The 23,381-nt window shown below is 45.2% G+C and carries 19 protein-coding genes; 14 read left to right on the top strand and 5 right to left on the bottom strand.

Annotated features, from left to right (window positions below; genetic code table 11):
* Positions 1–18: 18 nt before the first annotated feature.
* The 7 genes from hisS to F0231_RS04685 all read left to right on the top strand — a co-directional run bounded on the left by hisS (position 19) and on the right by F0231_RS04685 (position 7,411).
* Positions 19–1,287: a histidine--tRNA ligase gene (gene hisS, locus F0231_RS04715; protein WP_171758567.1), complete on the top strand. Its 1,269-nt coding sequence runs from the start codon at positions 19–21 to the stop codon at positions 1,285–1,287.
* Positions 1,288–1,351: 64 nt separating this feature from the next.
* On the top strand, positions 1,352–1,966 hold the full coding sequence (locus F0231_RS04710) for a DUF6880 family protein (protein ID WP_171758566.1): 615 nt from the start codon (positions 1,352–1,354) through the stop codon (positions 1,964–1,966).
* A 9-nt stretch (positions 1,967–1,975) separates the two neighbouring features.
* Entirely contained in the window at positions 1,976–3,133 is a 1,158-nt protein-coding gene (gene bamB / locus F0231_RS04705) for an outer membrane protein assembly factor BamB (protein ID WP_171758565.1), read from the top strand.
* Positions 3,134–3,347: 214 nt separating this feature from the next.
* Entirely contained in the window at positions 3,348–4,850 is a 1,503-nt protein-coding gene (gene der, locus F0231_RS04700) for a ribosome biogenesis GTPase Der (protein WP_171758564.1), read from the top strand.
* Between the two features lie 95 nt (positions 4,851–4,945).
* A complete protein-coding gene (locus F0231_RS04695) occupies positions 4,946–5,815 on the top strand; it encodes an alanyl-tRNA editing protein (protein WP_171758563.1) in 870 nt (289 codons plus the stop codon).
* Positions 5,816–6,125: 310 nt separating this feature from the next.
* Positions 6,126–7,121 (top strand): sensor domain-containing diguanylate cyclase, encoded by a 996-nt coding sequence (locus F0231_RS04690; RefSeq protein WP_171758562.1) that lies wholly within the window; start codon positions 6,126–6,128, stop codon positions 7,119–7,121.
* 68 nt (positions 7,122–7,189) lie between these two features.
* Complete coding sequence (locus tag F0231_RS04685) at positions 7,190–7,411, top strand: zinc ribbon domain-containing protein (RefSeq protein ID WP_171758561.1); 222 nt, start codon at positions 7,190–7,192, stop codon at positions 7,409–7,411.
* On the opposite strand, the gene xseA is transcribed toward F0231_RS04685, so the two are convergent.
* Positions 7,404–8,726, bottom strand: coding sequence for an exodeoxyribonuclease VII large subunit (gene xseA, locus F0231_RS04680; protein ID WP_171758560.1), 1,323 nt, complete (start codon positions 8,724–8,726; stop codon positions 7,404–7,406). The two genes, F0231_RS04685 and xseA, sit on opposite strands and share 8 nt — an antisense overlap.
* A 263-nt stretch (positions 8,727–8,989) precedes the next feature.
* Here xseA and guaB point away from each other — a divergent pair, with 263 nt between their 5' ends.
* The 5 genes from guaB (at position 8,990) to F0231_RS04655 (ending at position 16,625) form a co-directional block, all read left to right on the top strand.
* A complete protein-coding gene (gene guaB, locus F0231_RS04675; RefSeq protein ID WP_171758559.1) occupies positions 8,990–10,453 on the top strand; it encodes an IMP dehydrogenase in 1,464 nt (487 codons plus the stop codon).
* Between the two features lie 242 nt (positions 10,454–10,695).
* Positions 10,696–12,249 (top strand): glutamine-hydrolyzing GMP synthase, encoded by a 1,554-nt coding sequence (guaA, locus tag F0231_RS04670; protein ID WP_171758558.1) that lies wholly within the window; start codon positions 10,696–10,698, stop codon positions 12,247–12,249.
* A 154-nt stretch (positions 12,250–12,403) separates the two neighbouring features.
* On the top strand, positions 12,404–13,927 hold the full coding sequence (locus tag F0231_RS04665; protein ID WP_171758557.1) for a Na+/H+ antiporter NhaC family protein: 1,524 nt from the start codon (positions 12,404–12,406) through the stop codon (positions 13,925–13,927).
* Between the two features lie 212 nt (positions 13,928–14,139).
* Complete coding sequence (locus F0231_RS04660) at positions 14,140–15,831, top strand: chitinase (protein WP_171758556.1); 1,692 nt, start codon at positions 14,140–14,142, stop codon at positions 15,829–15,831.
* Positions 15,832–16,031: 200 nt separating this feature from the next.
* Positions 16,032–16,625, top strand: a complete 594-nt coding sequence (locus F0231_RS04655; protein WP_171758555.1) for an acetate uptake transporter — start codon at positions 16,032–16,034, stop codon at positions 16,623–16,625.
* A gap of 132 nt (positions 16,626–16,757) precedes the next feature.
* On the opposite strand, the gene F0231_RS04650 is transcribed toward F0231_RS04655, so the two are convergent.
* A complete protein-coding gene (locus F0231_RS04650; protein ID WP_171758554.1) occupies positions 16,758–18,296 on the bottom strand; it encodes a sodium:alanine symporter family protein in 1,539 nt (512 codons plus the stop codon).
* Between the two features lie 304 nt (positions 18,297–18,600).
* Positions 18,601–19,851: a D-amino acid dehydrogenase gene (locus F0231_RS04645; RefSeq protein ID WP_171758553.1), complete on the bottom strand. Its 1,251-nt coding sequence runs from the start codon at positions 19,849–19,851 to the stop codon at positions 18,601–18,603.
* A 104-nt stretch (positions 19,852–19,955) separates the two neighbouring features.
* Between F0231_RS04645 and F0231_RS04640 the strand changes: the two genes are divergently transcribed.
* On the top strand, positions 19,956–20,840 hold the full coding sequence (locus F0231_RS04640) for a LysR substrate-binding domain-containing protein (protein WP_171758552.1): 885 nt from the start codon (positions 19,956–19,958) through the stop codon (positions 20,838–20,840).
* Positions 20,841–20,938: 98 nt separating this feature from the next.
* A complete protein-coding gene (locus F0231_RS04635; protein ID WP_171758551.1) occupies positions 20,939–21,916 on the top strand; it encodes a pentapeptide repeat-containing protein in 978 nt (325 codons plus the stop codon).
* Positions 21,917–21,924: 8 nt separating this feature from the next.
* Here the strand turns inward: F0231_RS04635 and F0231_RS04630 are convergent, their stop codons facing one another.
* Positions 21,925–22,461, bottom strand: a complete 537-nt coding sequence (locus tag F0231_RS04630) for a hypothetical protein (protein WP_171758550.1) — start codon at positions 22,459–22,461, stop codon at positions 21,925–21,927.
* A gap of 147 nt (positions 22,462–22,608) precedes the next feature.
* On the bottom strand, positions 22,609–23,334 hold the full coding sequence (locus F0231_RS04625; RefSeq protein ID WP_171758549.1) for a DUF3581 domain-containing protein: 726 nt from the start codon (positions 23,332–23,334) through the stop codon (positions 22,609–22,611).
* Between the last annotated feature and the right edge of the window lie 47 nt (positions 23,335–23,381).

Genomic DNA, 23,381 nt, shown 5'->3' with positions numbered 1-23,381 from the left:
CAAATTACGGTAATTACTGTGGCAAAAACAATCCAAGCTATCCGAGGCATGAATGACTGCCTTCCAACTCAATCTCCACTTTGGCAGAAGCTAGAAAACACGGTTAAGCAAGTCGTGAGCGCATACGGTTATAACGAAGTTCGTATGCCTATCGTTGAAGAGACGAACCTTTTTAGCCGCGCGGTGGGTGAAGAGACAGACGTTGTTTCAAAAGAGATGTACACGTTTGATGATCGCAACGGCGACAGCTTAACGCTACGTCCTGAAGGTACCGCGGGTTGTGTTCGTTCATGCATTCAGAACAGCTTAATCAACCGTGATGAGCAGCGCCTATGGTACATGGGTCCTATGTTCCGTCACGAGCGTCCTCAAAAAGGTCGTTACCGTCAATTCCACCAATGTGGTGTTGAGGTATTTGGCTTAAATGGTCCTGACGTTGACGCAGAGCTGATCATGATGACTGCTCGTTTATGGCGTGAGCTGGGTATTAATGAACATGTGCGTCTAGAGCTGAACTCAATCGGTTCTACTGAAGATCGTGCTAACTACCGTACCGCGTTGGTTGCTTTCCTTGAGCAGCACATCGATGTATTGGATGATGATTGTAAGCGTCGTATGCACACAAACCCTCTGCGTGTTCTAGATACAAAGAATCCAGATGTTCAAGCAATCCTTGGTGATGCTCCTCGTCTATCTGAGTACCTTGGTGAAGAGTCTAAAGAACATTTTGCAGGTCTGTGTGAACTTCTTGATGCAGCAGGTATCGAATACACAGTAAACGAGCGTCTAGTTCGTGGTCTTGATTACTACAACCGCACAGTATTTGAGTGGATTACTGAGAGCTTAGGTGCTCAAGGTACAGTATGTGGTGGTGGTCGCTATGACGGTCTAGTTGAACAGCTAGGCGGTAAAGCAACACCAGCAGTTGGTTTTGCTATGGGCCTAGAGCGCTTAGTATTGATGCTTGAAACTCTTGAACTAACAGAAGTACGTCGCAGTGTTGATGTTTACATGGTAACTGCCGGTGAAGGCACTATGATGGCAGGCATGAAACTGGCAGAGACTCTACGTGAGCAAGTATCTGGCCTACGAGTAATGAACCACTTTGGTGGCGGTAACTTTAAGAAACAATTCAAGCGTGCTGACAAAGTTGGTGCTGCAGTGGCATTGGTACTTGGTGAGAACGAAGTGGCTGATAATACTGTAGTATTGAAAGACCTTATTGGCGGTACACAAGAGACTTACAGCCAAGCAGACGTTGTTGCTAAGCTAGCTGAGTTAGTTTAATTATATTTATTGATTTTTTGAGTGGTGGTTTTCATCACCACTTTTTGATGTATGAGGACAGGAAGTGGAACTCTACGATACTGAAGAACAACAAGTAGAAGCAATCAAAGATTGGTGGAAAGAGAACGGCAAAGCAGTGATTTTAGGTGCTGTAGTCGGTCTTGGTGGCCTATTTGGTTGGCGTTACTACCAAGACTCAGTGACAGCGGCTCAAGAAGCTGCGTCAGAAAGCTATACAAAAGCAGTTCAAAATTTAGCGGCGAAAGGCGCTGATGCGGAAGGTGACGTTCAAGCGTTTATCGACGGCAACAAAGAGACTGAATATTCAGTACTTGCGGCTCTACAACTTGCAAAAGTTCAGGTAGAAGCAGGTAATTTCGATGAAGCTCTTGCACAGCTTGAATGGGCGAAGTCTTCAACAAAAGACGCGGCTGTTTCTTCAGTTGTTAATTACCGCCTAGCTCGTCTGAAAGCAGAGCAAGGCGAGTTTGATGCAGCAGTTGCAGAGCTAGCTAACATTACAGATGAAAGCTGGGCTGGTCGTGTTGCTGAACTGAAAGGTGACATTCTATTGCGTAAAGGTGATGAGCAAGCTGCATACGCGGCTTATACCGAAGCACAGCAGTCTGGCGATGCAAGTCAAACGCTACAAATGAAACTGGACGATTTAGCCAAGTAAGGGCATAGCATGAAAAATATGCTGAAAAAGGCACTTACTACGGCGATGTTTGTTGGTGTCCTTGCCGGTTGTGCAAGTGAAGAAGATACCATCATCATGGCACCACTTCCTATTGTTGATAGTGAGTTCACGCCGAAGTCTGAGTGGAGCGCTTCAGTGGGTAAAGGAGTAGGTCAATACTACTCTAAGCTGACACCTGAATACGCTTACGATAAAGTCTTTGTTGCAAGCCGTGATGGTATTGTTAAAGCGCTCGATCAAGAGACAGGTAAAACACTTTGGGAATCTGAAGTTGAGTCTGATGTTTCTGCTCGTCTTTCTGGCGGCATTACCGCTGCTTATGGTCAGATCTTTATCGGAAGTGAGAACGGACGTGTGCTGGCCTTTGATGAAGAGACTGGCGAACAGAAGTGGATGTCAGAAGTTGATGGTGAAGTTCTGACTGCACCAGCTGTTGATAGCAACTTAGTGATTGTTCATACCAATAGCGGAATGCTTATCGCACTGGATCAAGTTACTGGTGAGAGCAAGTGGACGATCAGTACTGAAGTTCCAAACCTAACGTTACGTGGTTCAAGTACTCCAGTGGCTGCCTCTGGTGGTGTTTTCTGGGGCACGGCAAACGGTCGACTTGCGGCTGCAATCGTTGAGCGTGGCCAGCTGATTTGGCAACAGCCAATTGGTATGCCTCAAGGCGCGACAGAAATTGATCGCCTGGTTGATGTTGATGCTTCTCCTCTAATTTTAGGCGGTACGCTTTACATTATTGGATATAACGGTCAGCTGACTGCGATTGACCTGCGTTCAGGAAAACCAATGTGGAAACGTGCGTTTTCGTCAGCAACGGATATGGCGAGCGATGGCAGCCGAATCTTCATTGTGACTGAGCGTGATCATCTTGTCGCATTTGATGCTCGCAGTGGTACGGAGCTATGGAGTAACGACCAGCTTGAGTATCGCTTGCTAACTGCCCCCGCGATTATTGAAAATCGTTTGGTTGTCGGAGACAGTGAAGGTTACCTGCACTGGATTGATCGCAGCAGTGGCGAGTTCGTTTCTCAACAAGAAGTGGACAGCAGCGGCTTTGCTGTAGGCCCTATCGCCGTTCCTGGTGGATACGTGGTGACGACACGCGACGGTGACGTGAAGAAACTGACGTTAGATTAAGGCGCAGTACCCGAAACAAATTCAGTTCGAAAGGTCACACCCTTAATTAACATGTGATATAATTCACATTCGGCTCCTAATCGGTAACGGTTGGGAGCCGTTTTATTGGTTTTAAAATAAACAAAGTGTGGTTATAGGTAACGGGTTCCAACAGTGGATTCTGTGGAGTTATTACCTATAACTACATAAAGAAAAGCATATTGTAGAGGTTATTATGGTACCTGTAGTTGCTCTGGTAGGGCGTCCAAACGTTGGTAAATCAACGTTGTTTAACCGACTAACTCGTACTCGTGACGCGTTAGTGGCGGATTTCCCTGGCTTAACTCGTGACCGTAAATACGGCCAAGCGAAACTTGGCGAGCACGAATTTATTGTTATTGATACCGGCGGTATCGATGGCACTGAAGAAGGTGTAGAAACTAAAATGGCAGAGCAGTCGCTAGCCGCGATTGATGAAGCTGATGTTGTGTTATTCATGGTTGATGGCCGTGCCGGCCTTACGCCGTCAGACATTGCTATCTCTAACCACCTTCGTAAGCTAGAAAAGCCATCAATGCTAGTAGTAAACAAAGTTGATGGTATCGACGCTGATGCGGCGTCTGCTGACTTCTGGCAACTTGGTGTTGAAAACATGTACCAAATCGCTGCGGCTCATGGTCGTGGGGTTGGCGCACTGATTGATCGCGCTCTAAACCCGTTTGCAGAGCAGATGCTTGAAGAAGCAAAAGGTGAGATCGAAGATCTGACTGGTTTTGAAGACGAAGAAGAAGAGAAGCTGGATTACACTGAGGAAGAAGCTGAAGCCGAGTTTCAGCGTCTTCAAGATCAACCAATCAAGCTGGCAATCATTGGTCGTCCAAACGTTGGTAAATCGACGCTGACTAACCGTATTCTAGGTGAAGAGCGTGTGGTTGTTTACGATATGCCGGGTACTACTCGTGACTCTATCTACATCCCAATGGAGCGTGATGGTCGTGAGTACGTTCTTATCGATACGGCAGGTGTTCGTCGTCGTAAACGTATCAATGAAACAGTAGAAAAATTCTCAGTCGTTAAAACACTTAAAGCGGTTGAAGATGCAAACGTAGTACTGTTGATTATCGACGCTCGTGAAAACATCTCAGATCAAGATTTGAGTCTGTTAGGTTTTGCACTAAATGCAGGTCGCTCAATCGTGATTGCAGTAAACAAGTGGGATGGTCTAGATATTGACGTGAAAGAGCACGTTAAGAAAGAGCTGGATCGTCGTCTTGGCTTTGTTGATTTCGCACGCATTCACTTTATTTCGGCACTTCACGGTACAGGTGTTGGCCACTTGTTTGAATCTGTTCAAGAAGCTTATAAGTCAGCAACGACTCGTGTAGGTACTTCTGTTCTTACTCGTATCATGAAGATGGCGACAGATGATCACCAGCCACCATTGGTTCGTGGTCGCCGTGTTAAGCTGAAATACGCGCACGCAGGTGGTTACAACCCACCAATCATTGTTATTCACGGTAACCAGGTCAAGGAGCTGCCAGATTCATACAAGCGCTTCCTGATGAACTACTACCGTAAGTCTTTGGAAATCATGGGTACTCCAATTCGTATTCAATTCCAGAACAGTGAAAACCCATTTGAAACGAAGACAAACAAACTTACTATCTCTCAAGAGCGTAAACGTAAACGCTTAATGACGATGGTGAAAAACCGTAATACAAAGAACGTTAAGAAGTAATTCTCTTTGACTTATTTGTAAACGATCGAACTTTTAAAAAGCGCCTTAGTTGTCTAATGGCGCTTTTTTTATACTTGTTTAAGGTTGAAGCGATAATGCACATTACCCCTACAATTACTCAATTTTGCCATGATACCTGGCAACTAGAGTCGAATGTTCTGCTGGTTGAGCAAGGACAACACGCTCTGTATGTTGTGACAGAAAAAACACCTTTTCACCCTGTGAGTCACATTTGGCCTGATCATCCGGCAGATAAGGGTACACTCAATGCTTATCCGCTACAGGACTGCCAAGTCGGCGCTGTGGAGCTTTCGAGCGGCGAACTTTATGTCGGAAAAGAAATCCCAGTTAAACGTGATGAAGAAGGGTGGGCGTTTGTGGTTGTGCATTGTCTTGATGCTTCTACTCAAGATGTAAAAGTCGGTGATGCCGTCGCTCTATCAGTGGATAAAGCCTATCAAGATGCGTTGAGCCGAGGGCACAGTGCAGGCCATATTGCCTATTTAGCATTAAATAAAGTGTTGGTAGAACATGGCTATTGGCGTAAAGACGCAGATAGAAAAGATCCACACGGTAACTACGACTTTAACAGTTATGCTCAAGTCACCAGTTTTGTCACTGAAGACAAGTGTTTAGATACGTACCGTCTTGGAAAAACTTTACGTAAGAGAGGCTTGAACAGTGCGGATATGCTCACAGATTTGGAGCAGATTCAGCACCATGTAAATCAACAGTTAGTTACTTGGCTCAAGTTAGGCTCTGATATTCAAGTAGAGTGTCATGGTGATGCTCTGACGGACTCACGCTATTGGTCATGTGACTTAAAAGAGGGCAAGGTTGCGGTTATTCCTTGTGGCGGAACCCATGCGAGTTCTCTAGAAGATTACTCTGAAATTGAGGTGACGTTGGTGAAGCTGGATGAGCAGAACATTGAAATGCACACTCATGTAAAACCCGCTCAATGAGAAATGATCTTTTTATTAAATTCTAACAATTTCGATATTTAAACCACTATTGATATTTAATGCTATTAAAAATCCAAATGCAGCATATGTAACTTATGCTTTCGGTATGTGGTTATATAAATGTTCTTTTTAAGGCAGATCGCTGATCAGATTGTATTTTGCCGATGATCAGTCGTTGATCCTAGTGTGATGTTTAAACAGGCACGATTATATAACAGGCTGAAAGCGAGTTATGAGGTCGGGATCGGGTTATAAATTATCCATATATGCTACCGTGTTCGGATAAATATTATAAAGGTAAAGTCGGAACATGAGTCAAGAGAAGCTGCTGACCGCCCATAGGGAGGTCAATAAGTTACTGACTAAATTAGCATTGGGGATGGGAAGAGCAGAGCTCAACAGTCGAGTCGTCGATCTATCAGAGCACTGGTTTGGTGAAAGAACTGCGTCTATTTTACGACTAGAAGAGAAAACAGGTAGATTGTATCTGGAGTCTGCCCCTAGTCTCCCTGCTTTTTATAATGATGCGATCGATGGAGTGGAGATTGGCCCGCAAGTAGGATCTTGTGGTGCCGCTGCATATCTCAAACAATCTGTTGTCGTCGATGATATTAATAGTCACCCTAACTGGGCGCCGTTTACCTCTTTAACCCAAGAAGCCAACTTACATGCTTGCTGGTCAGTTCCTATTCTTTCTACCCAGGAAGCCGTAATGGGAACATTTGCTATCTATAGTTCATCTCCATCTGAACCTGAACCTCATGAACTAGAAGTGTTAGAGATGCTTGCGTCTTTGTATGCGGTTGCATGGGAAAAGTACCAATTGGAAGAACAGCTCCACTATCACGCTCGATACGATAGCTTAACAGGTTGTTTAAACCGCCGCGCGCTTTTACAGCAAGCTCAAGACTGTTTGAATACGGATCTAAAGTACGTTGCCTGCTTTTTTGCTGACATAGATAAGTTTAAGCAGATTAATGATCGATATGGTCATAGTTTGGGAGACAAAGTGCTAGCGAATGTTGGAGAGGTGATGAATGACGTTTTTCAGGAAACGAGTTTAGCAGGCAGATATGGTGGGGATGAGTTTGTTGCGTTTTCGTTTTCCGATGATCCAAACCAATTCTCGAAGCAAGCGGTGATGTTCCATCAAAAACTGCAGCAAGTTGTGTTGAGCGATGAGGTTGATATACGTGTCAGTATGGGAAGCTCGGTGATTGAAGTTGATAAACTGATTTGTCTTCAAGCTCTGATTAAACAAGCTGATCTCAAAATGTATAAGGTCAAACACGCGACTCACTCATGACAAAGATCATGGTAACTTAGCTCTCAGAAGCTAAAGTAATCTTAGATTGATTGTGGTTGAATAGAGCGATGAACGAGAACAATTGCCCAATATGTGAAGATGAATTGAGCTGGACAGGGGAGTACCACTGTCAAAGCTGTGATGAAGACTTTAAAAAAGTAGGGTTCTGCCCAGATTGTGATGCTGAGTTAGAAAAGCTGCAGGCGTGTGGAGCGGCAAATTATTTCTGCCACACCTGCAATGAGTTAAAGTCGAAATCAAAAGTTCGATTCGAGTTTCAACCTAGTTAACGGTAGAGCGAACTTCACCATCAGATAAACGGGTGACCAATGTGTCGCCTGTTTTTATATCTTCAGTACGGGTAACTACCTTACCTTGTTCTGTTTGTGTGATCGAATAACCACGCTTCAGAGTTGCAAGTGGGCTCACTGTCTCAAGCTTTTCTGCGGCTAAAGCAAGTTGATGGCGAGTGTTAAGAAGGCGTCGATCCATTGCATCGAGCAGCTTTTGCTCTAATCGTTGCAGGCTACCTTTCTGCTCAGCGAGTCGTTTCACCGGGGAGTTCAATGCTAGGCGGTGTTGCTGTCGCTCTACTTTCTGCTGACGTGACGAAAGATAACGCTCCATTGAACGATGCAGTCGTATTTCTAGCTCGTCAAGTTGTTGGCTTTGACGTTGCAGTTGGTAGCTAGGGTGCTGTCGCTCTAACCGATGCGTTAGTTGAGCGTTCGCTTGTTTTTGTTCGCTCAAGTAATAGCGCATTGCGCTGATAAGCTTATGTTGACGTGACAGTAGCGCTTGGTCTTTATGGCTGTTATCACGACTCACTAACTCGGCGGCAGCAGATGGTGTTGGCGCCCTCATATCAGCCACAAAATCCGCAATAGTGACATCCACCTCATGACCAACCGCACTGATGATTGGGATTTGGCTTGCTGCAATTGTTCTTGCCAGTATTTCGTTGTTAAAGCACCAAAGGTCTTCTAATGAGCCGCCACCGCGTCCCACAATCAAAACATCACATTCATTACGGCTGTTAGCACATCCAATCGCCTGAGCAATTTGAATTGCAGCTTCTTCCCCTTGAACCATGGTTGGGTAAACAACAACAGGTAAAGAAGGATCACGACGTTTTAATACATCAAGAACATCATACAGAGCAGCGCCCGTTTTGGAGGTGATAACTCCCACTCGTTTTGGGTGCTCAGGAAGAGGCTTCTTACTGGTTTGGGCAAACAACCCTTCACCTGCAAGTTTCATCTTCAACTCTTCGAACTGCTGCTGAAGTCGCCCGTCACCCTCTGGCTGCATGCTCTCGATGATCAATTGATAATCACCACGAGGTTCATAGAGAGATAAACGCGCTTTGACTAAAACCTGATTGCCATTTTGTGGCTTAAAGGTTACTCGACGGTTATTGCCACGGAACATGGCACATTTGACTTGAGCGCGAGAGTCTTTAAGGGTGAGGTACCAGTGACCAGAAACCGGTGCAGAGAAGTTAGAGATTTCACCAACCAACCAAACGATGCCCATTTCATTTTCAAGAAGAAGTCGAACCTCAGCATTGAGGCGAGAAACAGTAAATATGTTTGGATTGGTCATAGAGGACTATCTTTAAAGAATACTCTTTAGGCAGAGTCTCACCGGACGTGAGTATGGAAGATAGCGGCAATATAATACATATCAAGGGGTAAAATGCAAATAAAAAATAGAAAAATGTGTAGCCAAGCGATTACCTTGACCGTATAATCCCACCGCAATATCTAATCCAAATGCGGCTAATAAATCCTTATTGACTGCCCTCATTATGCGAAACGATGAGATGGATTAATTCCTTTTACACTTTCTATTGTGAGATATTGCAAATGCTAAGAATTGCCAAAGAAGCGCTGACATTCGACGACGTACTGCTAGTGCCAGCACACTCCACCGTTCTCCCAAACACAGCTGATCTTCGCACACAGCTGACTAAAAACATCACGCTTAACATCCCAATGATTTCTGCATCTATGGATACAGTTACTGAAGCTCGCCTAGCGATCGCGTTAGCGCAAGAGGGCGGTATCGGTTTCATCCATAAAAACATGTCTATCGAGCAGCAGGCAGCAGAGGTTCGTGCGGTTAAGAAGTTTGAAGCGGGTGTGGTAACAGATCCTGTAACAGTAAACCCAGATGCAACCATCGCTGATGTTGTTGCACTGACAGAAAAGCACGGCTTTGCTGGTTTCCCTGTGGTAACTGAGACTAACGAACTTGTTGGTATTATCACTGGCCGTGACGTACGTTTTGTTACTGATCTTTCTAAGAAAGTTGAAGTAGTTATGACGCCAAAAGACCGCCTAGCATCGGTTAAAGAAGGCGCAACTCGTGAAGAAGTACAAGAGAAAATGCACGAAGCTCGTGTAGAGAAAGTACTGGTAGTGAACGATGAGTTCCAGCTAACGGGTATGATCACTGCAAAAGACTTCCACAAAGCAGAACGTAAACCAAATGCTTGTAAAGATGAGCGCGGCAGCCTACGTGTAGGTGCAGCTGTTGGTGCTGGTGCTGGTAATGAAGAGCGCGTTGCTGCTCTTGTTGAAGCTGGCGTAGACGTTCTACTTATCGATTCTTCACATGGTCACTCTGAAGGCGTACTTAACCGTATCCGCGAAACTCGCGCTGCATACCCAGATCTACAAATCATCGGTGGCAACGTAGCAACAGGCGCTGGCGCTCGTGCTCTTATCGAAGCAGGTGTAAGTGCAGTTAAAGTAGGTATCGGCCCAGGTTCTATCTGTACAACTCGTATCGTTACTGGTGTTGGTGTTCCTCAGGTAACGGCTATTGCAGATGCTGCAGAAGTTGCAAATGAATTCGGCATTCCAGTTATCGCAGATGGCGGTATCCGTTTCTCTGGCGATATCTGTAAAGCAATCGTAGCTGGCGCATCATGTGTGATGGTTGGCTCTATGTTCGCGGGTACTGAAGAAGCACCAGGTGAAGTGATTCTTTACAATGGTCGTTCTTACAAGTCTTACCGTGGTATGGGTTCTCTTGGCGCAATGTCTCAAGGTTCTTCTGACCGTTACTTCCAGTCTGATAACGCAGCAGACAAGCTAGTACCTGAAGGTATCGAAGGCCGTATCGCATACAAAGGTCGCCTAAAAGAGATCGTTCACCAGCAAATGGGTGGTCTTCGCTCAAGCATGGGTCTAACAGGTTCTGCAACGGTTGAAGATATGCGCACAAAAGCTGAATTCGTTCGCATCTCTGGCGCGGGTATGAAAGAGTCTCACGTACACGACGTTCAGATTACTAAAGAAGCGCCAAACTACCGCCTAGGTTAATTTTTACTTGTTATTTTGTCCGATAACGGCGTCGAAGATGCTCATTTATACTTATAAACTGCGCGTCTTCTCCTTGTTCTCGAACAAAATTCCGTCGTAAACGGGTAAAAGAAACCTTGCGGAAACGTTTGCTTTTTTCTTGAAGCATTTCAAAGGGGCGGGTAAACTCGCCCCCGATCATATTTCTATACCAGTGTCGTTAGCTCAACGGGCACTGGTATTAACTAAAAAGACTGCTCAAAATGACTAAAAATATTCATGACCAACGTATTCTGATCTTGGACTTCGGTTCTCAGTACACTCAGCTAGTTGCACGCCGTATTCGTGAAATCGGTGTTTACTGTGAGCTATGGAGCTGGGATGTAGAAGAAGCGGATATTCGTGAATTCAATCCAGACGGTATTATCCTATCTGGTGGCCCTGAAAGTGTTACGGAAGAGAACTCTCCACGTGCACCTCAGTACGTATTCGATTCAGGTGTTCCTGTATTCGGTATCTGCTACGGCATGCAAACGATGGCTGAGCAACTTGGCGGTAAAGTTGCAACGTCTACTGAGCGTGAGTTCGGTTATGCTGCAGTACAAATCTCTGGTGAATCTGCACTGTTTGCTGGCCTAGAAGCATCTCAAGATGTTTGGATGAGTCACGGTGACAAAGTAGTAGAAATTCCAGCAGACTTCGTTAAGACAGGTGAAACAGACACTTGTCCATTTGCTGCAATGGCAAACGAAGAGAAGAAATACTACGGCGTTCAATTCCACCCAGAAGTAACGCACACTAAAAATGGCCTAAATATGCTTGAGAACTTCGTTCTTAATGTGTGTGGTTGTGAAGGTCTGTGGACTTCAGCTTCAATTATAGAAGATGCAGTTGCACGCATTAAAGAACAAGTAGGTGACGACGAGGTTATCCTTGGTCTATCTGGTGGTGTTGATTCATCAGTTGTTGCGATGCTTGCTCACCGAGCAATCGGCGACAAACTAACGTGTGTATTCGTCGATAACGGCCTACTTCGTCTGAACGAAGCTGAGCAAGTGATGGAGATGTTCGGCAACAAGTTTGGCCTAAACATCATTCACGTTAACGCTGAAGACCGTTTCCTAGAAGCGTTAAAAGGCGAGAACGATCCAGAAGCGAAGCGTAAGATCATCGGTCACGTATTCGTAGACATCTTCGACGAAGAGTCTAAGAAACTGAAGAATGCTAAATGGCTAGCGCAGGGTACAATCTACCCAGACGTAATCGAGTCTGCAGCATCTAAGACGGGTAAAGCGCACGTTATCAAATCTCACCACAACGTTGGTGGTCTTCCTGATGATATGGAAATGGGTCTTGTTGAGCCTCTACGTGAGCTGTTTAAAGATGAAGTACGTAAGATTGGTCTAGAGCTAGGTCTTCCATACAACATGCTTTACCGCCACCCATTCCCAGGTCCTGGTCTAGGTGTTCGTGTTCTTGGCGAAATCAAGAAAGAGTACTGTGACTTGCTACGCCGTGCTGATGCTATCTTCATTGAAGAACTTCACGCAGCTGACCTTTACCACAAAGTATCTCAAGCGTTCACGGTATTCCTACCAGTACGCTCTGTTGGTGTAATGGGCGATGGCCGTAAGTACGATTGGGTTGTGTCTCTACGTGCTGTAGAAACAATCGACTTCATGACTGCTCACTGGGCACATCTACCATACGACTTCCTAGGTAAGGTTTCTAACCGTATTATCAACGAAGTTGACGGCATTTCACGTGTTGTTTACGACATCTCTGGTAAGCCACCTGCAACTATCGAGTGGGAATAATCCCCACGATTGAATAAATCATTTAAAAACCAGCTTTCGAGCTGGTTTTTTTGTTTCTGCAATTTACCGATAAAGTTCCTTAAAGCATATACAATGCGATATTTTGAATGTATATTCACTTTTAATATCTAATTATGTTGTTTGGTATTTGCTAATGGAACAAGCTGAATTTACCTCGTTACTCCCCGTTATAGTCACTTTAACTCTCGCACTATCGACTCGAAATGTCGTTGTCGGCCTTTTCGCAGGTGTCATGACAGGTGTGGCTATGTTAGAGAAAACCTTTGTTGCAAGCGGCCCACTTGAGTCGTTTGGCGCTCTGATGAAAAACTATTTATTGCCTCAATTGACGGACAGCTACAATGCAGGTGTCATTTTGCTGCTTGTTTTCATTGGTGGTTTTGTTGCGCTGATGGAAAAGTCGGGTGGCGGTGTTGCCTTTGCTGAGCGTGTAACGACTTGGGTTAAAAACAAGTCACAGTCTCAAATTTCCGCTTGGTTTGGCGGTATTGTGATCTTTTTCTCCGACCTTGGTACGCCATTAATCGTTGGTCCGGTTTTCCGCCCTCTCTTCGACAAGTTAAAGCTGTCACGCCAGAAACTGGCGTTCATTATTGACTCAACCTCATCTCCAGTCGCCATTTTGATCCCTTTCATTGGCTGGGGCGTCTATATCATGGGCTTGATTCAAAAAGAGTTCTCTCAACTCGATGTTGCGATGACTGATTGGGATGCGTTTATTGGCGCGATTCCATACCAGTTCTATGCATTCTTAGCGATTGCGATTGTGCCAATTATTTCGATTTTGAAATGTGATTTTGGGCCAATGGCGCAGGCAGAATGGAACGCTAAGCAGGGGAATACTTCTATCCACGATCAAGCGGACACGCATAAGGCGTTTTCTCATCAAAATGCCAAGGCTTCTTTTGTATGGGCACCTCTGCTAGTCATGCTTGTGGTGCTTTGTTCTATGCTGATTCCTCAAGGTTTCCCTTTCCAAAAAGTGGCGGGTTCAACCTTTAGAGCTGCGCTGTCGACTGCGTATCTTTTTGCGGCGTTTACCTTGGTGAGCTTGATGGCGTTTTATGGCGTGAGAAAGATTGCCGATAGTATTCAAGTGTATCTAAAAGGGATGTCGGGCATGATGTCGGTTGCGGTCATTCTTGTACTGGCGTGGGCGCTTAGCTCAGTGGGTAAAGAACTTGGCGCTGCGGCTTACATTGCTGAACAAGCACAATCGGGATTCCCAGCTTGGTTACTCCCTGCTGTAGCTTTCCTTCTGGCTGCCATTATCTCATTTGCGACGGGATCTTCATGGGGAACGTTCGCCATTATGATGCCATTGGTGATCCCAACGAGTGTGGCTATTGATGCGCCATTATTGGTTGCGATAGGTGCTGTGCTCTCAGGCGGCCTATTTGGCGACCATTGCTCTCCAATCTCAGAGACGACGATTCTGTCTTCTACAGGCGCGGCGTGTAACCAGTACGAACACTTTAAAACTCAGCTTCCATATGCGCTTCTAAATGGTGCAATCGCATTTGCTAGCTTTATTATTGCAGGCTTTGCTGCTAGCCCAATAGTGTTGCTTGGGGCTTTGGTCTGCCAGCTTGTTGTGTATGTTTTTATCAGTCGCAGCAAGCTTAGTCAGCTGAAATGTGAATATGCAACTAACTGATTTTTAATGAAAATGATTGTATATAAGGGCGCTTTTATTTAAGCGCCCTTATTTTTTGGAACGACCACACACTTTCTCAATTCCCGCTGTTTACGCCTTATGTTGTAAGCCTTAGATGGCTCGCAACTTCACAAAGCACTGAACTATTCATCGTGATTATCTATTCTTCTTTTTCTAACCTTTTTTCAGCATTTAACACAAGGAACAGTATCATGAAGAAGGTTAGCTACCTGGCTGCTGCAATTTCGCTGGCAGCGGTATCCTCCAGCTGGGCGGCAATGAATATTCAGCCGGATCCACAAAACCCGACAGGTTATGTTGTGTCTAGAGCGGATATTCAAACAGTCGAAAACCAAAAAACCGCCGACCCAATGTACCAGATCTGGTCTCAAGCGTTACGAACAGCACCGAACAGTGTCGTTGAAGCGATTGACGCTGGACTAGCTTCAAACCCTGATAACGTAAAAAGGGCAGAGCGAGTATTCCCAAGATCGGAGTGGGACTTTTTAACTAGTATGGCCGCGCCCGAGTACACCTATACTCGTTTTTTACGCGCGATCGGTAAGTTTCCTGCTTTCTGTGCTGAGTACACTGATGGCCGTGACTCTGATGCGATTTGTAAACGCTCTGTCGTTACTGCCTTTGCTCACTTCGCCCAAGAGACAGGTGGACACATCGCCAAGGATAATATTTCCGATAACCCTCTTGCGCTTGAAGAGTGGCAACAAGCTTTAGTGCATGTTCGTGAAATGGGTTGGTCTGAAGGACAAGAGGGTTATACCACGGGTTGTGGCCAGAATGATTGGCAAAACAAAAAATGGCCGTGTGCCACAGGGCAGGGCTATTTTGGTCGTGGTGCGAAACAGCTTTCTTACCACTTTAACTACGGCGCGTTCTCAGAAGTCATGTTTGATGGTGACGCTTCTGTGCTTCTCAACAACCCAGGCTTAGTGGCGGATTCATGGCTCAATCTGGCTTCGGCTATTTGGTTCTTCTTAACACCACAAGCGCCAAAACCAGCTATGCTCCATGTGATTGATAAGACATGGACACCTTCTCAACGCGAAATTGACGCGGGTATTGGTTATGGTTTTGGTACCACAATCAACATCATTAACGGTGGTATTGAGTGTGGCGAACAAAACAAGACCAAAGGTCAGCCAGTCAATCGTATTCGTTATTGGGAAGGGCTGTCGGCTCATTATCAAATCCCTATTGAAGCGGATGAAAAAAATACCTGTTGGCAACAAACGCCTTACGGCGGCTTAAATCTTAACGGTGCAACGGATGTGCTTTACACCAACTGGGACGGTAATTGGAAGTACTACCCAGACCGTCCAGGCGGCTATTCATTTGAATGTGAATTGGTTGGTTTCCAAACAGCCTATTCCGCACTTGTTCCTGGAGATTACGAGAAGTGTGTGACGAATTTCTATGGCTCGCATTCAAGTTGGCCTGAAGTTCGTATTGTTGAGAAGTTGGATCCCGTTGACCCAGGTACAGGCCCTGGCACAGGAACCGATTGGGATCTAAATAAGGTGTATAACACAGGAGACCAAGTCACTCACCAAGGTGCAACTTACCAAGCGAAGTGGTGGACTCAAGGTGATGATCCGTCACTTGGTGGTCCATGGGAATTGGTATCAGGCACGCCTACTGAGCCTGCTCCAGAGCCAACACCGAATCCAACGCCAGATCCCGTTCCTACACCGGATCCAGTACCTACGCCTGATCCAGAGCCAGTTCCAGGTACCTTTATTCAATGGGAAGCGGGTGTCAGTCAGGTAGCTAACGGAGATAAAGTGACGCACGCTGGTAAATGCTTTATCGCTAAAAATGGCCCAGGTGTATGGGATACTCCGACTCAATCAAATTGGTTCTGGGACGAAATCTCTTGTCAGTAGTAAGACCGACTAAGCTGCTTTAAGTGTGGTAGAGGTAAGTAAACCGAGTGCTAATCCTAGAGGGATAAGTGCTCGGTTTTTTTATCTAAGATAGGATGATTTTCGAAATCTTAGATTGCATAACCAAGATCTATCTTTTTTGTTGAACAGGATTAAAATCTGCGCGTAAATTTTATTAACTTTTTTTAAAGGTGCGCAAAATGTCAACAAAACTGGCAAACCCGGCTCCACTGGGCCTAATGGGTTTCGGTATGACAACCATCCTGCTTAACATCCACAATGCAGGTTTTTTCCCTATTGACTCTATGATCCTAGCAATGGGTATTTTTTATGGTGGTCTTAGCCAAGTGCTAGTTGGCATGATGTGTTTCAAACGTGGTGATACGTTTGGTACGACAGCGTTCACTTCTTACGGCCTATTTTGGCTAACACTGGTTGGTCTTATCGTTATGCCTTACATGGGTCTACCAGCAAGCCCAGCAAGCTTTATGGGTTGGTACCTGCTACTTTGGGGCGTATTCACAGGTTTCATGTTTATTGGTTCTCTGTGCTACCCAGTGGCAAAACAAGTGGTGTTTGGCTCACTAACGATTCTGTTCTTCCTACTTGCGGCTCGTGATTTCACGGGTAGTGAACTTATCGGCACGATTGCTGGCTTTGAAGGTATCTTCTGTGGCGCGAGCGCAATTTACTTCGCTATGGCTCAAGTACTGAACAATGAATACGGCCGTACAATCCTACCGATTGGTGAGAAGAAGTCTGCTCAAGTAGAACTAGAACAAGTTGCGGCTTAATTGAATTTAAATTTAGTTGTCTGATCGCCTGAAGTGACGACAGCTGATATTTGGGAACCTTAATACGAAAGGGGTTAGCATTTGCTAACCCCTTTTTCTTACCACTGCTTTTTTATCTATAGCTTTTCGCTATTAGGTTGAAGGCTGTTCAACTGGTTTTGACTCTACCTCTGCTGAAGGCTCTTTGCCTGTCTTACGACGGTATTTGTCTTCCCAGTAGTCCGCGCCTTTAATACCAAGTTTTACTGGGTTAAATGTGTACTCAGTAACACCTTGTTTTTGCTGTTCTTCGTAATCGTGTAGTGCTTTTAGCGCTGGCTTCGACATGAAGAAGATAATTAAGATGCCGACAATGTTTAGCCATGCCATTAGGCCAACACCCACATCACCCATTGCCCATGCAAGGTTTGCTGTCTTAACTGTACCGTAGAACACAACTGCGATTAATGCGACTTTTAGCATGAACATTAAGCCGTTAACTTTGAAGGTACGACGGATATACGCAATATTTGTCTCTGCGATGTAGTAGTACGCAAGAATCGTTGTGAAAGCAAAGAAGAATAGCGCGATTGCGATGAACGGCTTACCAATACCTGGTAATGCACTATCGATTGCCATCTGAGTAAATACAGGACCATTTGCTGCGATGTCCGCTGCTACGTTCTGAACTAGGAAGCCTTCTGCACCGTGAACGTTGTATGCACCTGTAATGATGATCATAAACGCCGTTGCAGAACATACTAGTAGTGTATCAATGTAGATAGAGAAAGACTGAACTAGACCTTGCTGTGCAGGGTGGTCAACACTTGCTGCTGCCGCTGCGTGAGGACCAGTACCTTGACCCGCTTCGTTAGAGTAAACACCACGTTTAACACCCCAACCGATTGCAGCACCAACACCAGCCATAGGTGTGAATGCATCGCCAACGATCATTGCAAATACGCGTGGAACTTCACCGATGTTTAGAAGGATGATAATGAACGCTGTCACGATGTAAGCAAGCGCCATGAAAGGAACAACGATTTGAGTGAAGTTTGCAATACGCTTAACGCCACCGAAGATGATGAACGCTAGAATCACAGCGATGATAGTACCTGTCAGGATCTTAGCGAAGCTGAATGTGCCGATAGCTGTTTCAATCATTGCGCCAGAACCGAACGCTGCTTCTACTGCGTTACCGATACTGTTTGACTGAACGCCAGGTAGTAGGAAACCACATGCAAAGATTGTTGCGATTGCAAAGATCCACGCATACCATTTTTGACCCATTGCTTTTTCAATGTAGTAAGCAGGGCCGCCACGGAATTCGCCGTTATCTTCTTCTTTGTAGATCTGCGCTAGCGTTGACTCTGCGTATGCTGTTGCCGCACCGAAGAATGCAACGACCCACATCCAGAATACAGCACCTGGACCACCGAAACCGATCGCCGCTGCAACACCTGCGATGTTACCTGTACCGACACGGCCAGAAAGTGAAACGGCAAGTGCTTGGAAAGAGGAGATCCCTTTCGATGAGCTTTTGCCTGAAAGAAGTAGACGCCACATTTCACTAAAGTGACGGATCTGAACGAATCGTGTCATGACTGAGTAGAACAGACCTGCGCCCAAGCATAAGTAAATTAATACTGGACTCCAGATGATTCCATTCAAAAAATCAACAATTGACTGCATAAGTAGTTTCCCTGTTTGTTTTGTAATGGTTGTTTTCTGAGCAGGATATTACCCTTTCTGTAACGGATTTGTTAATTAAATTGTTGGTTGAAGTTTGTTTGCGTGACTCGAGGCACAAAATGCTAAAAATATGTTAATGGATAGTGTTTGTTCGCTTGAGGTTTATTAATTGCCTCGTTATTCGGTTGAATAACGAGGTTGAAGGGAGATTTGTATTCATCAAAATAACAATAATCAACTAATTATATGTTTTGTAAATTAAACTCATATAAGTTGATTGTGTGGTTCGAATTGAGTGTAACAATTAAGCGTAACGTTGGAAGCTAAGATCGGCAAAGCTCTGGTCGTCATCTGAGCTTATCAGTTCGGTGAGAATATCCGCTGAACCACAAGCCATTGTCCAACCGAGCGTGCCATGACCAGTATTGGTGTAGAGGTTTGTTAGTGCTGTTCGGCCAATGATTGGCGTACCGTCTGGTGTCATTGGTCTAAAGCCACTCCAATATTCACCTTGTTTTAAATCGATACCGTTAGGAAATAGTTGGCTAACAACATGATTGAGGGTGGCGAGTCGTTTAGGCGGTAAGTTAGGATCAAAACCAGCTAACTCTGCTGTGCCTGCGACTCGGATTCGATTGTCAAAGCGGGTAACAGCGACCTTATAAGTCTCATCCATAATGGTCGAGTTAGGGGCATGTTGCTCATCAAGGACAGGAAGCGTTAGAGAGTAACCTTTGACAGGATAAATAGGTAACTCAATGCCAAGTGGAGAGAGCAGTTGCTTGGAGTAGCTGCCTAAAGCCACAACATAACGATCAGCGACAATATCACCCTGATCGGTGCAAACTGCATCTATTTTTCTTCCATTTGTTACCAACTCTTTTATTTGAGTATTGAACAGGAACTTGACGCCAGCTTGTTTAGCCATCGACTGAAGCTGTTGGCAAAACAGGTAGCAATCTCCTGTCTCGTCATCAGGTAGATAGAGCCCACCGACCAGAGCACCGTGCATAGAGGCCAGCCCAGGCTCTTGAGCTAAACAAGCTGCTTTGTCCATCAGCTGATAGCGTGTTCCACTCTCTTCTAATAGAGCGATGTCTTTTTCAACCGCTTGCAATTGAGAGGGTTTGCGAAAGATCTGCAACGTACCTTGGCGTCGACCCTGATAGTCTAAATTGTAGGTCTTGTTTAGTTGGGTTAAGCACTCTCTGCTTCTATTCGCCACGGTTAACATGCGCGACTTGTTTATTTTGTATCTGTCGAGTTGGCAGTTGAGTAGCATCTTGGAAGCCCAACTCACTAGCTCAGGGTTAAGAGTCGGTTGGATTTTGAGAGGAGCGTGCTGCTCAAACAACCACTTAATGGCTTTGGTCGGGATACCTGGTGCGGCCCAAGGAGAAGAATAGCCATAAGATATTTGTCCTGCATTGGCAAAACTGGTTTCTTCTGCAGAGCGATCTTGTCGGTCAATCACTGTCACTTGATAGCCAGCTTGATTTAAATACCAAGCACTGGTCAATCCCACAACGCCACTTCCTAACACTACAACGTTCACAGTCTCTTCTCACAGTTTGAAATTTTGCTTACATTGCGTGTTTTACATTCATTTAACAATCGATAAGAATTGATAGTAGGTTTTAGTATTTCTAAAAGGTAGCTATGAAATCGACATTGCTTCATGGGGTTAATCTAGTTTGTACAGTGGCGAAGTATCAAAGCCTAACAAGTGCTGCTAAAGCCTTAAACTTAACGGTTGGTGCGGTTAGTCAGCAGCTTCAGCAAATAGAACATCGCTTAGGGTTTAGTGTATTTGAACGTCATGCTCGTGGGATACGTTTGACAGAACAAGGCCGTAAATTGGTTGAGGCCACTGAGCCTCATTTAGCGGCGATTGAAGACAATGTGTTTAAGCTAACCAATGTTTCTGAACAAAAGCAGATCCGACTAAAACTGACGCCTTCATTTGCGTTTAAATGGTTAGTGCCGAGGTTAGAGAAGTTTCATAATCAATACCCAGACATACAAGTTCATACCTTTGCTGAAGGGGCGTTGGTGGATAGTGAAAACCGAGATTTTGATATCGCTATCGATTATGGCCCCATCCCTTACCCTCATAAACATGCAGAGCTCTTACTGGAAGAGTCACTTGTTCCTGTGATGAGTCCTGACTATTTAGAGCGTCACCAGAGTGCAGGCCGATTCCAATGGTCGAGTGTTACATTTTTGCACGACGCGATGCCTTGGCAGAATGCTCATAAAGACCATGAATGGCGCTTCTGGGCGGACAGTCACGGATTGGATGTTGAGACAAACCGCGGCCACTTTTTCAATCGAACCGATATGGCAATGTCTGCTGCGGAAGCTGGGGTTGGGGTGGCTTTAGCAAGGCTAGCGCTACTCACTAATGAGTTAGATAAAGGCACTTTGGTAGCGCCTTATGATGCCATCCTAGCGAACGCAGGTTATTTTCTGCTGACTCATAGTGAAACACCTTATACCCGTCTTTTTAAAAAATGGCTGCGAGAACAAATTGATAATGAGTGATTTGTAAATAGTGATGACGGGTTGATATGCACCCACTACACTTAGTAGTGAGCTTGATGAGGAGTTTCACCATCAAGTGTATTTAGGGGCAGCGCATTATGGAATCTCACCAGGGCCGATGCAGCTATCAAAACCCTGATGGCTGGTGCTGCGATCAACCGTGTGGCGAGTCAGGACTTTGTTACTGGCACGACCCAAAAATCGATAAAAGCAAAGATGATGTAAAAGACAAGGTTGAGCAATGGGCCGCAGCAGGTAAACCTTTAGACGGATTTCAGTTGGCAAAAACAGACTTAGAAGACATTGATTTGGTTAACCGAGGGTGTAAAGAGGGTTATTCATGTCGAGATGCAGACTTCTACCGAGCAAATTTAACGGATGCTCACTTCTTTGGTTTAGATTTACGTGGCTCTTCATTGATGAAAGCCAAACTAATTGGGGCAAACTTACATTGTGCCAAACTTGATAATTGCAATTTACTGGGTGCTTCACTTTCACGGGCCAAACTGGAGAACATCGAATGGGGATCTCACCTAAAACAGGAGCGGGCGGCTAAAAAAGCACGTAAACGGTGCGATAGAAAAGAGTCCATGATGTATTGCCAAGAGGCGGAAGAGGTGTGCAGAAACATTCGCAAACAGTGTGAGAAGCAAGGGCTGTTTGAGATGGCGGGGGACTTCTTTAAACGAGAAATGCGTTTTCGTCGTTATCAAATGCCACTCTTCAGTCTGAAGCGAATTGTTTCCAAGCTGGTGGATGTGTTTTGTGGCTATGGAGAAGATCCAATTCGGGTGGTCGGGTTCTCTATCTTCCTTATTTTGGTTTGCGCGTTGGCGTATTTCTTTCTCGATACCACGGGGGCTCACCCGATATATGAAGGGGTGACGGGGTGGAAATTCTATGTTTTAGAATTCTTTAACTCGCTCTATTTTAGTGTCGTGACCTTTACCACTTTGGGTTATGGAGACATATCTCCCGTTGGAGTGGCGAGGTTTATCGCTGCCTGTGAGGCCTTCTTAGGCAGCTTTACCATGGCACTTTTTGTCGTGGTGTTTGTAAAAAAGATGACGCGTTGAAAGGGGCATTAATGGGGCCGAAAGCCACTGGCTAACCAGTCCGAAAGAATGATTTGATCGTCTTTGTACTGGTTAGCAAAGTGTTCAATCAGTGCTGCCAAATGGTCGCCATTATCGCACATGGTATCGGCGACTAAATCTTCTGAAACATGGATTGCGCCACCTTGAGGGGCTGCTTGTGTTTCGATGCTTACCGGAATAATAAATTTGGCTTGGCTTCCAATGTGTTGATCTTTGAGCATTCTCGCTTGGTTGTGTAGAGCGTCCAATTGAGCAGGTTGGTAGGTTTGGCTTTCAAAGCCAAATCCGAGAACGAACACTAAACCACGATACAGGACTATTGCGCTAATTGCGGGCTCTGATGTAGGTGAAGAAAACGACAAAACTATGTCGCCTGCTAAATGAGGCAATTGCTGACATTGCAGCTTCAACAGTTCAATTTGTTTCTGCCACTCAACCTTGTCTTCAGGCGGGAATTGGTCAGAGATAGCGTCAGTGTCTGTTTCGATAAATTGAATAAGCGTAGCGGCGTAGCAATGGTTCACGAATGAGCTTCTGTGTGTTGTTGGAAGGTGTGTAGGCTAACTCAGCGTGTGAGTCAGTGCCAATTAGGCAGGCGGGATTTTGAACTGGCTAACAGAGTTGGTGAATTCAGAAAGAAAAAGGGCTACCTTGTGGTAGCCCTTTATCATTTATGCAGCAGCAGCGAATTCTGCTAAGAAAGCTTCTTTACGTGCATTAAAGCGTTCTACCAGATCGTCTACTGATGCTTGGTCGTAAGGTTTTAGACCACTTGCGACCATGCGCTTAATGCCTTTACCGACAATTTCACCATCTTCTTTGAAGTCGAAGTTTAGTGTAACCACACCGCGCTTACCTTCTACATCAAATGTTGCGCCTGCAAACGCCACTTCTGGGTGAGACAAATCTAAGCGAGAGAATTCTACTTCCATGCTTTCATAGATAACTAATGGTCGCTGACAGTTGATCATCATCTGTTGCTCTTCCATTAGTGGAACCATGATATGAGGGAAGTTCATTCCAGAGAACTGAACGTAGCTTGTTACTACGTGTTCAATAAACTCTGGGTTGTGGCTGACTTCACCTTCGCGCGACATGTGTAAGTATTCTTTCGCGTTTGCATCGACCAACGCGCTTTCTTTATCACACTTATTTTCGATAGACAGGGATACGCCATCGTTCACCATGCCCGAGAAGTCAAAACGCATTTTTTGGCTGATGCCTTCTTTGCTCAGTAGAACAGCAAAAAGTAGATCACCTGGCACACAGAAGCGTTTGTTATCTTCATCGTGGATAGGGTTGTAGTCACCGGCTACCTTTTTTGCAAAGTGACTTGCTTGCTGGCGGGTGAACTGGAACTGGTTGTTATCTTGTGAAAAATAAGGTGTAAGAAACATACTTTTAATCATGTGGCTATAACTGCGGCGAAGTATACATGAAGCTA

The sequence above is a fragment of the Vibrio sp. RE86 genome (genome assembly GCF_013114545.1).
Lineage (GTDB): Bacteria > Pseudomonadota > Gammaproteobacteria > Enterobacterales > Vibrionaceae > Vibrio.
Note: the sequence above shows the minus strand (reverse complement) of the source record. Positions and strands in the feature narration are given on the sequence as shown.

Excerpts from the sequence above, each read along its gene's own strand:
- der (WP_171758564.1), top strand. The coding sequence starts at position 3,348 with ATGGTACCTGTAGTTGCTCTGGTAGGGCGTCCAAACGTTGGTAAATCA.
- F0231_RS04650 (WP_171758554.1), bottom strand. The coding sequence starts at position 18,296 with ATGCAGTCAATTGTTGATTTTTTGAATGGAATCATCTGGAGTCCAGTA.
- guaA (WP_171758558.1), top strand. The coding sequence starts at position 10,696 with ATGACTAAAAATATTCATGACCAACGTATTCTGATCTTGGACTTCGGT.
- F0231_RS04665 (WP_171758557.1), top strand. The coding sequence starts at position 12,404 with ATGGAACAAGCTGAATTTACCTCGTTACTCCCCGTTATAGTCACTTTA.
- F0231_RS04640 (WP_171758552.1), top strand. The coding sequence starts at position 19,956 with ATGAAATCGACATTGCTTCATGGGGTTAATCTAGTTTGTACAGTGGCG.
- F0231_RS04635 (WP_171758551.1), top strand. The coding sequence starts at position 20,939 with ATGGAATCTCACCAGGGCCGATGCAGCTATCAAAACCCTGATGGCTGG.
- bamB (WP_171758565.1), top strand. The coding sequence starts at position 1,976 with ATGAAAAATATGCTGAAAAAGGCACTTACTACGGCGATGTTTGTTGGT.
- F0231_RS04625 (WP_171758549.1), bottom strand. The coding sequence starts at position 23,334 with ATGTTTCTTACACCTTATTTTTCACAAGATAACAACCAGTTCCAGTTC.
- guaB (WP_171758559.1), top strand. The coding sequence starts at position 8,990 with ATGCTAAGAATTGCCAAAGAAGCGCTGACATTCGACGACGTACTGCTA.
- F0231_RS04695 (WP_171758563.1), top strand. The coding sequence starts at position 4,946 with ATGCACATTACCCCTACAATTACTCAATTTTGCCATGATACCTGGCAA.
- F0231_RS04685 (WP_171758561.1), top strand. The coding sequence starts at position 7,190 with ATGAACGAGAACAATTGCCCAATATGTGAAGATGAATTGAGCTGGACA.
- F0231_RS04690 (WP_171758562.1), top strand. The coding sequence starts at position 6,126 with ATGAGTCAAGAGAAGCTGCTGACCGCCCATAGGGAGGTCAATAAGTTA.
- F0231_RS04660 (WP_171758556.1), top strand. The coding sequence starts at position 14,140 with ATGAAGAAGGTTAGCTACCTGGCTGCTGCAATTTCGCTGGCAGCGGTA.
- xseA (WP_171758560.1), bottom strand. The coding sequence starts at position 8,726 with ATGACCAATCCAAACATATTTACTGTTTCTCGCCTCAATGCTGAGGTT.
- F0231_RS04655 (WP_171758555.1), top strand. The coding sequence starts at position 16,032 with ATGTCAACAAAACTGGCAAACCCGGCTCCACTGGGCCTAATGGGTTTC.